Source organism: Pseudoalteromonas sp. TAE79 (assembly GCF_000498015.1).
Classification (GTDB): Bacteria; Pseudomonadota; Gammaproteobacteria; order Enterobacterales; family Alteromonadaceae; genus Pseudoalteromonas.
Genome location: NZ_AUTL01000224.1, coordinates 1 through 15,251, shown reverse-complemented (window position 1 = coordinate 15,251; position 15,251 = coordinate 1). Strand labels below are relative to the sequence as shown.

General features: G+C 38.2%; 10 protein-coding genes. 4 read left to right on the top strand and 6 right to left on the bottom strand.

Translation table 11 applies throughout. From position 1 onward, the window contains the following. The first annotated feature begins 288 nt into the window (after nucleotides 1-288). A complete protein-coding gene (locus L655_RS0117410) occupies nucleotides 289-2,250 on the top strand; it encodes a nucleoside-diphosphate sugar epimerase/dehydratase (RefSeq protein WP_024605734.1) in 1,962 nt (653 codons plus the stop codon). Nucleotides 2,251-2,377: 127 nt separating this feature from the next. Further along, on the top strand, nucleotides 2,378-3,733 hold the full coding sequence (gene glmM / locus L655_RS0117405; RefSeq protein ID WP_024605733.1) for a phosphoglucosamine mutase: 1,356 nt from the start codon (nucleotides 2,378-2,380) through the stop codon (nucleotides 3,731-3,733). Nucleotides 3,734-3,898: 165 nt separating this feature from the next. On the opposite strand, the gene L655_RS0117400 is transcribed toward glmM, so the two are convergent. The 5 genes from L655_RS0117400 to L655_RS0117380 form a co-directional block, all read right to left on the bottom strand. Next, nucleotides 3,899-5,053: a site-specific integrase gene (locus L655_RS0117400; protein WP_024605732.1), complete on the bottom strand. Its 1,155-nt coding sequence runs from the start codon at nucleotides 5,051-5,053 to the stop codon at nucleotides 3,899-3,901. A 285-nt stretch (nucleotides 5,054-5,338) separates the two neighbouring features. Continuing rightward, nucleotides 5,339-6,637, bottom strand: a complete 1,299-nt coding sequence (locus L655_RS0117395) for a hypothetical protein (protein WP_024605731.1) — start codon at nucleotides 6,635-6,637, stop codon at nucleotides 5,339-5,341. Continuing rightward, nucleotides 6,634-9,429, bottom strand: a complete 2,796-nt coding sequence (locus L655_RS0117390) for a tyrosine-type recombinase/integrase (RefSeq protein ID WP_024605730.1) — start codon at nucleotides 9,427-9,429, stop codon at nucleotides 6,634-6,636. The genes L655_RS0117395 and L655_RS0117390 overlap by 4 nt, the downstream gene beginning before the upstream one ends. Next, complete coding sequence (locus tag L655_RS0117385) at nucleotides 9,422-10,999, bottom strand: hypothetical protein (protein ID WP_024605729.1); 1,578 nt, start codon at nucleotides 10,997-10,999, stop codon at nucleotides 9,422-9,424. Before L655_RS0117385 ends, L655_RS0117390 begins: the two co-directional genes overlap by 8 nt. A gap of 13 nt (nucleotides 11,000-11,012) precedes the next feature. Further along, a complete protein-coding gene (locus L655_RS0117380) occupies nucleotides 11,013-11,486 on the bottom strand; it encodes a hypothetical protein (RefSeq protein WP_024605728.1) in 474 nt (157 codons plus the stop codon). Nucleotides 11,487-13,215: 1,729 nt separating this feature from the next. On the opposite strand from L655_RS0117380, the gene L655_RS0117375 reads away from it, so the two are divergent. Then, on the top strand, nucleotides 13,216-13,518 hold the full coding sequence (locus tag L655_RS0117375; RefSeq protein ID WP_024605727.1) for a hypothetical protein: 303 nt from the start codon (nucleotides 13,216-13,218) through the stop codon (nucleotides 13,516-13,518). On the opposite strand, the gene L655_RS0117370 is transcribed toward L655_RS0117375, so the two are convergent. Then, the gene (locus L655_RS0117370; protein ID WP_024605726.1) at nucleotides 13,502-14,716 is read right to left on the bottom strand and encodes an RNA-guided endonuclease TnpB family protein; all 1,215 of its coding nucleotides are present in this window, start codon (nucleotides 14,714-14,716) and stop codon (nucleotides 13,502-13,504) included. The two genes, L655_RS0117375 and L655_RS0117370, sit on opposite strands and share 17 nt — an antisense overlap. Before the next feature lie 24 nt (nucleotides 14,717-14,740). Here L655_RS0117370 and tnpA point away from each other — a divergent pair, with 24 nt between their 5' ends. Beyond that, nucleotides 14,741-15,154, top strand: coding sequence for an IS200/IS605 family transposase (tnpA, locus tag L655_RS0117365; RefSeq protein WP_024605725.1), 414 nt, complete (start codon nucleotides 14,741-14,743; stop codon nucleotides 15,152-15,154). The last annotated feature ends 97 nt before the right edge of the window (nucleotides 15,155-15,251 follow it).

Here is a 15,251-nt window from a genome sequence, read left to right as displayed (position 1 = left end):
TGCTTTTAACACATTAATTTAAATACACTATTTCTTGAAGAGTGTCACGCGTGAGACACTCTTGAGACAGTTTTTAGGCATTATTTACTGCACCAATAGTCACATTACTTATATATTTTAACTGTCTCAATCAAGCGCTTAAGCTCTAACGGCTCTACAAGCGTGTAACAAATAAATCATCATTTAAAGCTACTTATATTAATGAGTTTTTTGTTATAGTTTTAATATTGTTAATTTCAAACATCATATTGGGTTATGCCCTGGACCGGAATCGAAAAGGAACTTGCCGTGGATAGTTTTATCCGTTCTATTTTAAGTGCTTCTAGGCCTAAAAAGCGCCTTATTACACTTTTTATTGACTCGCTTTTTATAGCAGTCGCTTTTTGGTTAGCCCTTATTGTTAGGCTTGATAGCTTTGAGCCATTAAAAAGTGCTGATAATTGGCTGTTGTTATTGATGTTAATCCCCACCGCTTTGTATGCGTTTATTAGTTTAGGTTTATACCGCGCTGTACTGAGGTACATGAACTCGCAAGCGTTATGGGCCATTATACTCGGTACGCTTATAACCACCGTAAGTTTGGTTCTATTAGCATTTTTTGTTGGCATAGATATACCACGTACGATGCCATTTATTTTTGCTTGGCTATGTTTATTAACCGTAGGTGGTTCACGCATCATAGTGCGCGCACTGATAGGAAGAATGACCACCAGTAACAAAGGTGCGGTTATTATTTATGGTGCAGGCTCGTCGGGGCGTCAATTAGCGACTGCTTTAAATGCAGGCCCTGAGTATTTTGTAAGTGCGTTTATTGATGACGATGTGACAAAACATGGCTCTATAGTACAAGGTATTCCTGTACGTGCATTTAATGACATACACGAACTAATAAAAAAACGTAAAGCAACCAAAGTGCTGCTTGCTATGCCTAGTGAAACACGTGCAAGGCGCAAAGAAGTACTCGCACAACTTGAGCCATTACCGATTAAGGTACTTTCGATCCCGGGCATGGCCGATATTGTTGAAGGTAAAGCAAAACTCTCTGAATTTAGAGATGTTGAAATTGAAGATTTACTAGGGCGCGACCCAGTAACTCCTAAAGATGATTTAATGACTGCCAATATAACTGATAAAGTAGTCATGGTTACTGGTGCTGGTGGCTCAATCGGTTCAGAACTGTGTAGACAAATAGTGAAACTCAAACCGACTAAGTTAGTGTTGTTTGAGCGCAGTGAAATCGCCCTTTATTCAATTGAAAAAGAATTGGGTGAATACATAACTAACAACACACTAAATATTCAACTCATCCCCATTATGGGCTCAGTACAACGTGTAAACCGCCTTGAAACGGTAATGAGAACTTTTGGTGTGCAAACCATCTACCACGCCGCTGCTTATAAGCATGTGCCATTAGTTGAGCACAATGTAGCAGAAGGTGTTCGTAATAATGTATTTGGTACCTACTACGCCGCAAAGGCCGCTGTTGAGGCTAACGTAGATACCTTTGTATTGATTTCTACTGATAAAGCCGTACGCCCGACAAATGTAATGGGCGCGACTAAACGTATGGCCGAGCTAGTGTTGCAAGGCTTAGCACAAGAGCAAGGAGCTAAACACCAAACACGTTTTTGTATGGTACGCTTCGGTAATGTGCTTGGCTCAAGTGGATCAGTAGTACCATTATTTCGCCGCCAAATAAAAGAAGGTGGCCCAATAACATTAACTCACCCCGATATTACTCGCTATTTTATGACCATCCCTGAAGCGGCACAGCTTGTAATACAAGCAGGCGCTATGGGCAAGGGCGGTGATGTATTCGTACTCGATATGGGCGACTCGGTAAAAATAAGTGATTTGGCAACTAAAATGGTTAGATTGTCGGGCCTCGAAATTAAAACAGATGATACCCCGCATGGTGATATTGAAATTAAATGTACCGGTTTACGCCCAGGTGAAAAGCTGTATGAAGAGCTATTAATAGGCGATAACGTAGAGCAAACACCGCATGAGCGTATAATGACTGCACATGAAGTAATGCTGCCACTCAGTGAGCTTAATGTATTTATTGATGCGCTTGATATTGCCTGCAATAACTTTGAGCATGAAAAAATACGTCAGCTACTACTTGATGCACCAACTGGCTTTAACCCCACTGATGGTATTTGTGATTTAGTATGGAATGCCAGACTTGAAAATGAATCTAAAGATAATACTAAAAGCGTAAATAATGTAGTTAACCTTCAAAGCTAGGGTTAAAGTTAGCAACGAATTTCTTAGTTGATTCTAATTTTTAAAAGTATAAAAAGCGTGAGTTACACTCGCGCTTTTTGCTTTTTAAAGCTCTTCTTAAGATTTTTTAATTTATAAGGGAATAATTATGTCTCGTAAGTATTTTGGGACCGATGGAGTAAGAGGTAAGGTAGGTACTTTTCCTATTACTCCTGATTTTGCCATGAAGTTAGGGTGGGCTGCAGGCACTGTTTTAGCTTCAAGTGGCACCAAAGAAATTTTAATAGGTAAAGATACACGTAATAGTGGTTATATGTTTGAGTCAGCAATGGAAGCAGGCCTTTCTGCTGCGGGTGTTAATGTTGCTTTTGTTGGCCCAATGCCTACCCCAGCAGTTGCTTATTTAGCATCAACCTTTAGAGCGGATGCAGGCGTTGTAATTAGTGCGTCACATAACCCGTATTATGATAACGGGATTAAGTTTTTTAATAATTCTGGTACGAAGTTAAACGATGAACAAGAACTTGAAATTGAAGCTTTGCTTGAGCAAGCTTTAAATAATAACGCTATGCAGTGTGTAAGCTCAGAACGCTTGGGTAAAGCAAGACGCATAAACGATGCTGCTGGACGATACATTGAGTTTTGCAAAGGCATATTTGCTAAAGATTTAACACTTGAAGGTTTAAAAATTGTTGTCGATAGTGCAAATGGGGCTGCGTATCATATAGCACCTAATGTTTATGCAGAGCTGGGTGCTGATGTTATTAGCATTAACGATAAACCAAACGGTTTAAACATAAATGAGCAATGTGGTGCTACGCATCTAGATAGCCTTCAAGCCGCTGTACTTGAACATAAAGCAGACTTAGGTATTGCGCTTGATGGTGATGCTGACAGATTAATGCTTGTTGATGACAGTGGCGCTGTGATTGACGGTGACCAAATCCTTTATATTTTAGCTAAGGCCGCAAAGCTACAAGGAAAAATGCAAGGTGGTGTTGTTGGTACACTCATGTCTAACCTCGGGTTAGAACTAGCGCTTAAGGAAATGGGTATACCATTCAAGCGCGCTAAAGTAGGTGACCGCTATGTTGTTGAACAGCTCAAAAATACGGGTTGGAAACTTGGTGGTGAAGGCTCAGGCCATATTCTACACTTAGATTATGCAACCACAGGTGATGGTATTGTCGCTTCTTTATTGGTATTAACAGCGCTTATTCAGCAAAAGCAATCATTGAAAGACTACGCAGCCGGTATGCAAAAATTACCTCAGGTGCTTCTTAATGTGCGTTTATCACAAAATAATGCGAATGAGATTTTAAATACTGATTCAGTGAAGCAAGCAGTAGTAGAAGCTGAAACACTTTTGGCAGATACAGGCCGTGTTTTACTGCGTAAATCGGGCACTGAGCCACTCATCCGCGTTATGGTCGAGTCAACTGATTCTGTCGCATCTCAAGTGCAAGCTGAGGATATTGCTACGGTAATAAAAGCGTTATTGTAGAAATATATATAGGTTATAAAAGGTGAGATTCCTATCTCACCTTCAAAAATATCTATGGGCTACGTATATAATTGGGGTTCAAATTACTGGCTATATGGCACTATTAATTCCTGAGTTAGCAAGCTCAAATGTAGCTAATTTTATTTAGCATTTTAATCAAACGCTTCATGCAATCCCACGCTCAACCATCATCTCGTTAAACGCAAACCCATCCTGCCTTGACGCATTAGCAACATAAGGCGCATATACTTCAAACAGTAAACGTGTATCGCTATGCCCTAACATATGTGAAATATAAAGCGGGTTTTCGTGCGCAGCAATATGCAGCACAGCCGCAGTGTGGCGTGTTTCGTAAGGACGTCTGCGTGCCAGACCCGCTTTTTTTAGAGTGGGAAACCAAAGCTGCTTACTCACAAAGTGATTATCAAGTGGATTGGCCTTATGAGTAAATACAAATTCATTACTCGCTTGGTTTTTTAAGCGGTTGAACAATGCATAGAGTGTATCGCACATTTTTAATTCACGGCGTGACTTAGGTGTTTTTACATCACACAACTCACCATTGACCCAGTTATGGCGAATTCGAATCAACCTATGGTTGAAATCTATATCTCCCCAACGCAAACCGTGAACCTCACAGCTTCGCATCCCTGTCCAAAAACGTACTTTAAAGTAATCTTTCCACTCAATAGGTGCCGCCTCTAAAAAGCATTGCACTTCATCAGCCGTTAGCGGGTTAGAATCAGCTCGCTCTTCTTTAAGTGTTTTGTATCGACGCATAGGGTAAGCAAAGTCATGTTCTTCAGCTGCCAAACTTAAAATCGCAATAAGTGGCCACAAGATGCCATTAATACGTTTATTTGTGAGCTTTCGTCGACCATTCTTTTTTATCATCGTTAGGCTTTCACGAAAATAATCCACATTGGCGAGTGTAATTTCACTCACGAGTATATTGCCAAACTCAGCGATTAAATACGTATCGAGAGTATTGCGCATAACGCTTTGATAGCTCTTCTTCCATTTCGCTTTTTGACGATCGAACCACTCATCGGCGTAGTCGTTAAAAAATGGGTGAAGGCGATCGGGGTGTTTACTGCGCTGTAGAGCTTCAAACTTCGCTACTTTTTTACTCTCAGGAAAATAATCACGGTATTGAAACGTTTCTAAATCAATTTCTGCGTTCATTTTTTTGAGTAGGGTATTGGCTTTTTTTAAATTAGCCGGCGTTGCCATGAGCTTAGTGCCTTCACGAAAGCGTTGCCCATAAAGGTGTAAATCAAATTGAATACGTCCGTTAGGACGAATGCGAATGTGAGCCATAATGGCCTCCATCAGTTAATGGATCTATAAATAGATCTATCCCTCACCAATGGAATTCGCTAGAATTAAGCCATCGGCTGGGNGGTTTAAAGGTCGCGCAGCCGGTACGGGGTAGAGAGGTTCCAGTCTCTCTACCCCAACTGCTTATTTTATTGTCAGTAATGCGAATACCATACACGAAGTACAAAATTGCGCTACTGACTAGAATTTCACATTTAAAATATAGTAAGTGCTGTATATTTGTCCAGTTTTTTTAGTGCTCATCACTTTCCACTCACACCAGAATCAAACGTCAAGTTCACCCTGTCCTTTTTTCCGTAAATGTTGCGTTTTATCCAAATTTTCAAGCATAGTGACCACTTTCGATAGCTGGCTATCATCTTTTTCAATAGAAATACTGTGGTAGGGTAATTCATTATGTTCTGAACTAAATACGCCTAGTTGAAGTTCACCATTTAAATGTTGTATCACTTTTAATTGCGTAGCGTAATCGTTGTCAGAATTCTTAATTTTTATTTTGAGTAAATCTTTTGGTGAAAAACGGAACAATGAGGAGACTACACCTTCTTTTTTATCATCAACTTTCTTTAGGGGAAGCGATTTAACGAATTTATATGGACTTGTCAAAATTGCAATTGCAGCCCTGCCATTGTCTAGGTATAAATAGGCTTGATCGGCTTTTTTAATGGTGACATAATTATTAACACAGTGATTAACTTCATCTGTAAATGCTTTAAAATTAAGTTTGATACTCATTAAAGAAAGTGTCTCCTCAGGTTCTTTTGCATGAAACTCATCGGCGCCAGCCAAGGAACTGGTTATAACTCCTTCTGCTGTTTGTAGTATAAGCAACTCGCCCTGTTGAACTACACCAATCTCATCATCCTTTATAGATTTGCACAAGTTATCGAATTGCTTAAAGCTTTCTTGTGTCATAACGATAGAAATAGGTAAGTTAATCTCTTTTGGTAAAAAGATTTCGTTTGCTCTGCCTTCTATTTGTACTTTTATAACCTGCTTCTCTACATCTATTTCAAGAAACTCAAATACTTCAAATAAATTATCACCATGGTGAATTTTTTTTATCTCATATAGCATACGTTCGATGGCTGCCTTGCGGATTTTTTTAGTTGGCAGTTGTTGAATATCCTCAAAGTGCGTTAAATGTTTCTCAGATGCTTCTTGGCAATCGCATGTACGAATGGTTGCTTGATTACTTTGATTGTCTTGGTTCGACTTCGTTTTATTTTTATCTGAATCAACGTGAATTAATTCTATAATCGACGGACCTGATGGCGGCGTTTTAAAGTGAAATACAATGTCTTTTCCTAATGGAAAGTAGCCTGGAAGCTGTTTAGCCAAATTACCATGAATTGAAAATTGTGCATCTTTTAAGTGAGTAGAACTCGTACTTAGTTTAATTTTACAACCTGAAATTAAAGGGGGCTGACCTGCAATTAACGTAAAGAGAAGGCCTTTTTTATCTATTAATATGGTTGCTAGGCTATCGACGTGGCGCCTATCAATTTCATCCGTAATATTTTTAATTAAGCGGCTTTTATTGTGAGGGAGAACAATTATCATGATTGGGCCTTATTAGATTGCAATAACTGAAAAAAATTTTGTGTATATTCGAGGACATCGGCTGAAAGGGCTACTTTGGGTGTCAAATAAATAGTTAATAATGTTTCTCCTTTAGGTACTCTTTTTACTTCAATAGTATCGTTTTCATGAGCAAACAGTGTGTTGAGTAATACTAGTTGCCGCTTAGGCTTAACTTTTCGATTAATACACAGTACAAACTTACTGCTGAGCCACCCCCAATCTTCATATTTAAATACGGCGTTAAACATATTGGCATTTTTAGAGTTGCAGGCAAGCGTGATCTGTAATGATTGTTTATCGTTCGAAAGTATGATGGGAGGTAAGTTTTTCAAAGCTGTGCGCTGTTTTTTACTCATCGGTTTAATATGATGTTTACACCCATTGGCCCAAATAAAACTGAGTGCATAGAGATCAAGCGTTTTATTATTGAACATGGTTTTAAATATGAAACCGAGTATCGAGTGTTCACTGCCATGAAGTTTTTCCCAGGCTAAACTGTGAACAATTGTTAAAGGCGCTTGTTTCGTTTTAATAGCTTTACCAAATACGACTTCTATAAGTTCACAATCACGCAGTATGATTGGCTGGCTACGTTTTTGTTCCAGATTTTTATTGGCGTATTCAGGGCTGAGTTTAACTAATATACGAGAAAGATCATTAGAGTCAGGCTTTAGTCCAAGTAAATAACGTAGCTCACTGTGTGTGTATTCGCGCTGTGTATACGATGAATGAGTAGGGCTAATGATAGGCAGTAGCCAATCTATGTCATGCAAGTATGACCAGCGTGTAGTGCCATAATAAATATGACCAATTTGTTTACCCATTTCATCTAAAAAGGCGGCATCATTCACTGCGTTAACCTTTCGCCCTTCAAACCAATAATTAAAGCGAGTAGCCACAGACCTACTTGATAGCACCTCCTGCTCAAGTGGTGTTTCTCCTCGTTGTACATCGACTGTATTATTTAAGCAGTGTAGTGTTTGCAGCATAAATAGATGCACGCCACTGTGGCGAAGATGATGAAAATTAAGATGCTTACCAAATAAACACCGTAAAGCACGTGACACAGGTAATAAATAATAAAGCTGCCGTGAATGGTATTTCTCACCTTCAAACCCCAACAAGGGCTGTTCGTGGGGAGCGCTCTCTTTTACTGCCAGTAGATGTTCAAATAATGGGTGATACCGCTCAGAAAGTGTAGTGTATACTTTGCGTGTGGTATCGCTTTTAGTGTTGCCTTCAGGGGTGTTTGTTACGGTAATTGTTACAAGGCCAGTACTTAGCTCAAATTGAATATCTTTACAGCGTAACCTTAGAATTTCACCACGGCGCAGCATAGCGTAAAAGCCGAGTAAAGCAGCGATTACACAAAATAGACTACGAAGAGGGTGATGGGTGCCATTGTCGATAAGTGTTTTTATCAAGTGGTCACATTCCTCAACGCTTAAACGTGCAGGGCTTACAGAAGGCGCTATTAGCGGGCTACTAAACAGAGATAAGTTGAGCATATCTGTTTGTTCTTGGTGCTTTAAAAATCGTAAAAAATTATAAAAGGTTACTTTTACTATATCTGAGCCTATTGAGCCATAAACACACTTAGCCCATACATTAACCGCCTCTTCATCAATTGCATCAGCGTAAGATAAAGGGAAAGGCTCAATTTTACTTTTTAGTGAGGTGTAATTTTTAATTGAGCCTGTGGCAAGCTTCGCTTTTTTTACGCCACCGTACACGATTAGCTGTTTGGTATAGTCAAATAACATGCGCGGCAAAATATTAGCTGCATCCCATGATGGAGGGGCTACAGCATTCGGGTTTTCTGAGTGTTTAAGTAGTATTTCATGCTGCCAGTGTTGTTTGGTTTTTGAGTTTTTTAGCGATTCAAACCACTTGAGATCCCAGTCAATAGCGTAAATTTCATCCGCTTTGATTGTGGACTGACTGATGCCACGAGGTATACCGACGTGGCGCTCAGGATAGGCTAAATCTTTTATAAAAATAAACGGGAGTTTAAAGCGAGTGTACCAGTTTATTTGAAAACGTCTTGGCCACTCACCTTGTTTAACACCAGATAATCCTTCTTCTTCTAACCACTTAGTTAAATAGTTATGTAACTTCGCCACCGTTATCTGCTCAAGGGGCAGTGCATAGTAATCACGTAATAGTCGGTAGCATATTATTGTAATATGGTAATGTGTTACTTGCGGTTGATCAGTACCACATTCAAAATGCGTTACAGCAAGGCGCGGATTAGGCATTTCGTTTGTTATAGAGTTAGAGTTATTTAAGATTGCGCACATATGCGCTAACGATAAAGGCGCGATTTCAAACCCTATCATTAATGCAATAAAACAGGGAGTTAATGGCGATCTGGTAGCAAAAAAGTGTGCTTTGTGCTGTTGATAACGAGTAAATATTTGCTGTGCATGCGCAGTACCTTTTGTAAGCTCCTCAAAATATAGATGATTCGTATCCGCTATATTTAGTTTTATTTTTTCAGGTAGTTGCCATTGACGTTCATTTCCTAAATAAAAAAGAACGCCCTCAAGTGCCTTTCGATAGACTCGTTGCTCCCCCGTTGGAATAGTATTAATTTTTTTATTTATTATATTTATTTCGGTATCATCTAAACTAGGTGTTTGTATGCTCACCACCATTAGTAAGTTATTCAATACCCATAAAATAGCTTCTAGAGATGTACTGTGTGGCCAGGTATTTACTAAATAATCATTTATTTTATTGGCCTGCTTTTCTATAAACTGTTTAGACATGAATAAACGCCTCCAAACCAATGCGCTGCGGTAGCATGTTTAAATAGTCCTTCATCACAGCAAAACGTCTTGGCGATAATATGTCACTGCCGACCTGCTCTCCCAAATTTTCATGACCCATGAGACGATCAATATCGTTGTCAAATAACTTATTTGAAAACATATGACTATTAGCACAGTGGCTAAAAAAGTGACGCAACTGATAAGGCACTACATTGGGCCAAATTTGGTGCATAAATAAGCGAAGCTCGCGACTTGTTAGGGCTTTCGGGATGTTTTTCTCACTACACGTATACCAAAGCTCATTTAATTCAGTATGTATGCTGAGTTGTGTACGAATAACTGATTGTAAGGATAAATACTGTTTAATCTCTTGTTGCAAGTAATCACAGAGTATTAGCTGCCTAAGGCGGCTTTTATCCTTAATGAATGCAATATCACCACCTGAATAGTAATCTGATAAAATACTAATACCATGCGTAGGCCTTGCACCAGTAAGTAGAATATAGAGAAATGCAATACGATAAGTCGCTTTATTATAGTAATCGCGAAGCGCTGCTTGATTAGCTAATGACGATTTTTGGCTTGGACCTTTGAAATAAATACTCTCTTTGGCATCTTCAACCATTTTTTGAAGAGATTTAAAAAAACGACTCACATCTTTATCAAGCAACGAACGACTGCTTCCTAACATAATTGCGGGAATATACACTTTGTTTTGTCCGTACTGCGAAGTGTCGATTTCAGTGTGCCTAATTGTGCCTTGTCCTAATAAATACTTAGCCTTTTGTGGTTCCTTTTTAATTAAGTTAAATGAAAAGTCTTTCAGATAAACTACAAAGTATGAATAGATACTAGCGTTTCTTGCCGCAGTTATAAGCCTTGATAAGTAGCGATTATGCGCCTTAAAAATTTTACTGCGTATATTATCACTACTTTGTTGTTGATAATATTCCGCGCTTCTATGATGAGCTTGCTGGGGTCCTATAAGTTGCGCTCTAACAATTGCACCTATCGCATTATCTGCTTTGGCGCATTTTACAAAGTAACTTTGCAGGGTGTTTTTACGGACACGGGGTAGGTTCTGTAATTTACGAGGTGTTTTCCAAGCCTTAGACATTAACTCGAATAAGTGTTCTTTGTCTTTGAGATTTAAAAAAGGCGTACCGTAAGTTTGATCGCTAATAAAGCTTTGAAAAAATGCATTTAAATAGGTCGGCATAGGTTGCCATAAATACACAATACGGTTTTTGTATTTACAGGGTCTCGCATATTCAGCCCAGGAAACGGTGCGATCATAAAAAGTTCGAAAAGTGTGTTTTTTACAAGGTTTCGTGGCAGATATTTTTATAAAATCAGGAATATCACTTGCCGAACTAATGTGCTTCCAGCCTAGTGTTAACCACATGAATAGTGCTACTGCAGTCATGGCTGGACGTGCTTTAGCATCCACACTAGCTAGCTTTATCAACATAATCGCCAATGTTGTGGCGTGCGCTAATGCATTAGGGTAACAACCACCGGCATTACTTAAACGATTACTTCTTGCAATATGCTCCGAAATACCCATTTTTAGCTCCTTATTACCGAAAAATAGAAGGGGAGGTATTAGCTAAGTTTGCCAATGTCGTTTTTTTAGGGGCATGTATACCGTGCGCTTTAAAACAACCAAGTCGGTGCTGAATATTGCTACTCAAGCCATTTTTCAAATAAAGCGTGACAGCACAGTTAGATAGCAAGGTAACGCCTAATACGTGCTCAATAACATCTGCTGGGTAAATATGTATCTTTAAAAACAGCTTTTTACTTAAAGGATGAGCTTTAAAGCGTTCAAGTATGTTGCTTGTTGTAAGTGTTAAATAGCTATTATCGTCAGTATCAAAAATCACAGCTAATGGGTGCAAGTCTAATAATGACTGTATTACTTCTATAGGTAAGTCATCGATACTTTGGTTCGCTCTTAGCTGTATTAAATCATTTTTGGTTAATTCAATTAGTAGCGGGTGAGGCTTCAGCTCAGCCTTTAAAAGTGGTATCGATTTTTGTTTGTATTTCATAATTAACTTCTCTATACATTTTATTATCAAAGGAGCGTTAAGGCTCATTTCGAAACAGCAGTAAACTAGTCGTGTTCATAAGACCTACATAAGTACAAGCAACAAAAGTTACTTTCTTATGAGTACGGCAAGTGAATAACTAGCTCCATAGGTACAAGTCGAATCGTAAACATTATTTTTGATATATAAAAAAATTAGAGAACCCCAAAAAGCATGCTGTAATTTTTCTTTTTTAAATTTTTTTTAATTTCAGTTAGTTAAGATTTTGTTTTTATTCAAAAAAAGTTTGTTTTATGTTTTTTAATTGATTTTTATTTTTAAAGTGAATTTTGAGGTGATAAATAAGGTTATTTATACATTTTGATGTGGACGTAGGCAGGGAGCCTGACTGAACAAGTATTTATTCAAGTCAGGCGTAGTTCATATAACTAAAGCATATAACGATGAACGTTAGTATTGATGTTCTGATTTTTAAAATAGTTGCTTAACGAAAAAAGATGAAGCAGAGAGTGAACGCTTGTTCAGCTAAAAAAATTCTAATTTTTCCGCTATTTCCGCGAGTTTAAGTTCTGAGTTTTATTCATAAATTTAAGATAGTCTCAAAAATAAATATCCACCCATCTAAACGACTTCAAATTTTAGGTTTTTCGCAAATTAATAGATTTTTTGATGAGTTTCAAAATAGAGCACCTTATTTAGCACCCTCTAAAATTTGACTTTTAAAAAACAGAATGAATTCAGTTTGTTACTTTGTTTTTTCTGTTTTTTTATTGTTTCATTTATTATATATTTTAGATTAGGTACAAATTGAATCGTAAACATAATTTTTTGATAAATAAAAAAATTAGAGCACCCTAAAAAGCATGCTGTAATTTTTAATTTTTAATTTTTAATTTTTAATTTCAATTGGTTAAAGTTTTATCTTTTAAGTGGATTTTGAGGTGATAAATAAGGCTATTTATGCGTTTTAATGTGGACGCAGAAAGGGAGCGTGACTGAATATGTATTTATTCAAGAAAAACGTAGTTCATATAACTAAAGCATATAACGATGTACGCTAGCATTGATGTTCTAATTTTTAAAATAGTTGTTTAACGAAAAAATACGAAGCAGAGAATGAACGCCTGTTCTGTATTAGTTCAAATCTAAACTAACAGTCACCATTAGAAAAATGGGTAACTGTCAGATCAAGTCTGAGCTAGTACACCTGTTCAGTTAAAATAGCTCCAATCTGTACGCTTTTTCACAAGTTTTTTCGCGAAATTTTTCGCACCTTTAAGTTTTTAACTTTTTCTTCGCAAGTTCTAAACAGTCTCAAACATGAACACCCATTTATTCAAGCAACCCCTTATTATCGCACTATTTAGGGGTTTTTATGCTTTTAGCTATTTCTCCGTAAATTGATAATAGTCTCAAATATGAACACCTGTTCAGCTGAAAATTTCCAATTTCCGTACTTTTTGCGCGAAAATTTTCGCACCTTTAAGTTTCGTTATTTTTTCGGCCTTTGAGTGTGGCTGTAAGCATGTAAGTAGTACTAATAACGTATAAAAATAGCTCTCGTAAACCCCTATTTACGATAGCTATTATTATGTTAAATTGAATGTTGGGTGAAAAAACAATAGTAACCCCACTCAAAACTATTATATATTTTTCGTTTATAGCTAGAGGTGATTGATTTAATTTCTTTGCTATAGTTAGTTAAAACGATAGCAAAAAAGGAATCCTTATGGATAACCTCAAACTTCTTGTTTTAGAGCCTGCTTTACATTTGCCAGTGGATACACCTAACCTTAAAAAGTACGATGCAGTGAAATTAGCTGGTTTATGGGTGGAGCATTTAAGTTTTATAGAAGAAATAGATTTAACGGAGTATAACTACAAGCCGGGGTATGTTAAAAGTATTGATGGTTTGCAGTTACTTTCTTTTGCAAGTTCACCCCCTGTATGTATCGATATAAATGAACAACTTCCACTAAACGCTGCGCGTTTTGAAGGAGTTTCAAAAAGAAAGCCTAAGCTACCTTTTTAGGCTGGTTCCCAGCCTGAATACCTAACGCCCAGTTTAAGTTAACTTGCGCACTGGCTACATCGCGGGGCTTCTCACAACCACATTCGCATGAGTGCCAGCGGTCTGCTAAGGATTTCTTCTTCTTAGCTCCGCAGTCTGGGCAGGTTTGACTTGGCTTAACTTGCTTTGTTGGTACTTCAACAAATTCGCTACTAGCTTCTTCCGCTTTGTATCGCAGTAAATTAAGAGTCATGGCTGGCGCGGTGTTCAGAATTTCCCGATTCAGACCAGCCTTTTGTTTCACCATTTTTCCGTTTTTCTCGACAGTACCTTTGGCACTGCGAGTCATGTTCTTAACGGTGAGTTTTTCGGTGGCGATCAATGCCGCCACTTCAACTAATTTTGCAGTTTCTTTATGAGTAAAATCGAGTCTTTGACGGGCGATTTTCTGGTGGAGTTTGGCAATTTGATGCTTTAATTTTCGCTGGGTGCGAGTGCCTTTTTTCGCTAACGCGAGGTCACGTTGTAAAGAGGTTAATCGCTCTTTGCTGTTTCTGAGGTAACGGGGGTTTTCGACTTGCTCAAAATTACCATCCTGATCGATAGTCGAAAAGTAATGAGAAACACCCCAATCCAAGCCAACAGCTTTAGTGCCACAGTTTCTCTCAATGGTGTCATACTCCATTGAAACTGAAATGAACCACTCACCATTCTTTCGGATGATTTCGGCAGTTTTCGGCTTGCCTCCTGTGTTTCTAGCTTTACCTCGGATCTTAACGATACCAACATCAGCCAAATAAACAGCACCATGCTTTTTTTCTTTCAGGTTGAGCTTCCAACCATCACCATGAGCCTTGTAGCCCCAACCTTTAAAGCGTTGAAATGGTTTAAAACGTGGGAATCCAGCTTTCTTATCACCTTTTTTGAGCCGTCTAAAAAAACCGTCAAAAGCCAGTGCAACACGTTTTAATGTGACTTGCTCACTCTGAGCATTAGCATTGAAAATGCCATGCGCTTTACGATTATTACGCCACAGAGTGTTGATTTTGCACTGTTCGTGAAAGTTAAGACTGTAATTAGAATCACGATATGTTTCGATGCGATCACGTAAAGCCCAGTTGTACAACTGGTGATGGTGGACAAACAAATCCATCAGCGATTCTTCTTGAGAAACTGATGATTTCATTTTATATGTAACTTTACGGATTGCTTTTTTCATAACAACTAATTATATTTAGTTATTATGAAAAAACAAGCCCTAAATACGCTGTATCACAGCGTTTATAATATTCACTATCATTTAGTTCTTGTAACTAAATATCGTCATCGCTGTATCACGCCAGAGGTTGCCGCGTACTTAGAATCTCAGTACAAAAGGTTGTTAAAATCTTGGGATTGTGAGCTTTTGGAGTGCAATGGTGAGCCAGATCACCTTCACCTTTTAATTTCTGCTAATCCCAAGATGCAACCAAGTAAAATGGTGAACAGTTTAAAAACTGCTACATCAAGACTTGTGCGAAAGGAGTTTTCCGAACACTTGGGTGAGTTTTACTGGAAGCCAGTTTTTTACAGCAGAAGTTATTGTCTGGTTAGTTGCGGAGGTGTGCCACTTGAAATCGTGAAGCAATATTTAGCTCAACAGGAAGGATTTGATTAAAGCCACCACTTCGTGGTGGTGCGCCTTTCACCACCACCTAAATTAACTCGCTTTGGCTCATTAGATTTAGATGGAGCACTTGGCGCTATTGGGTAGA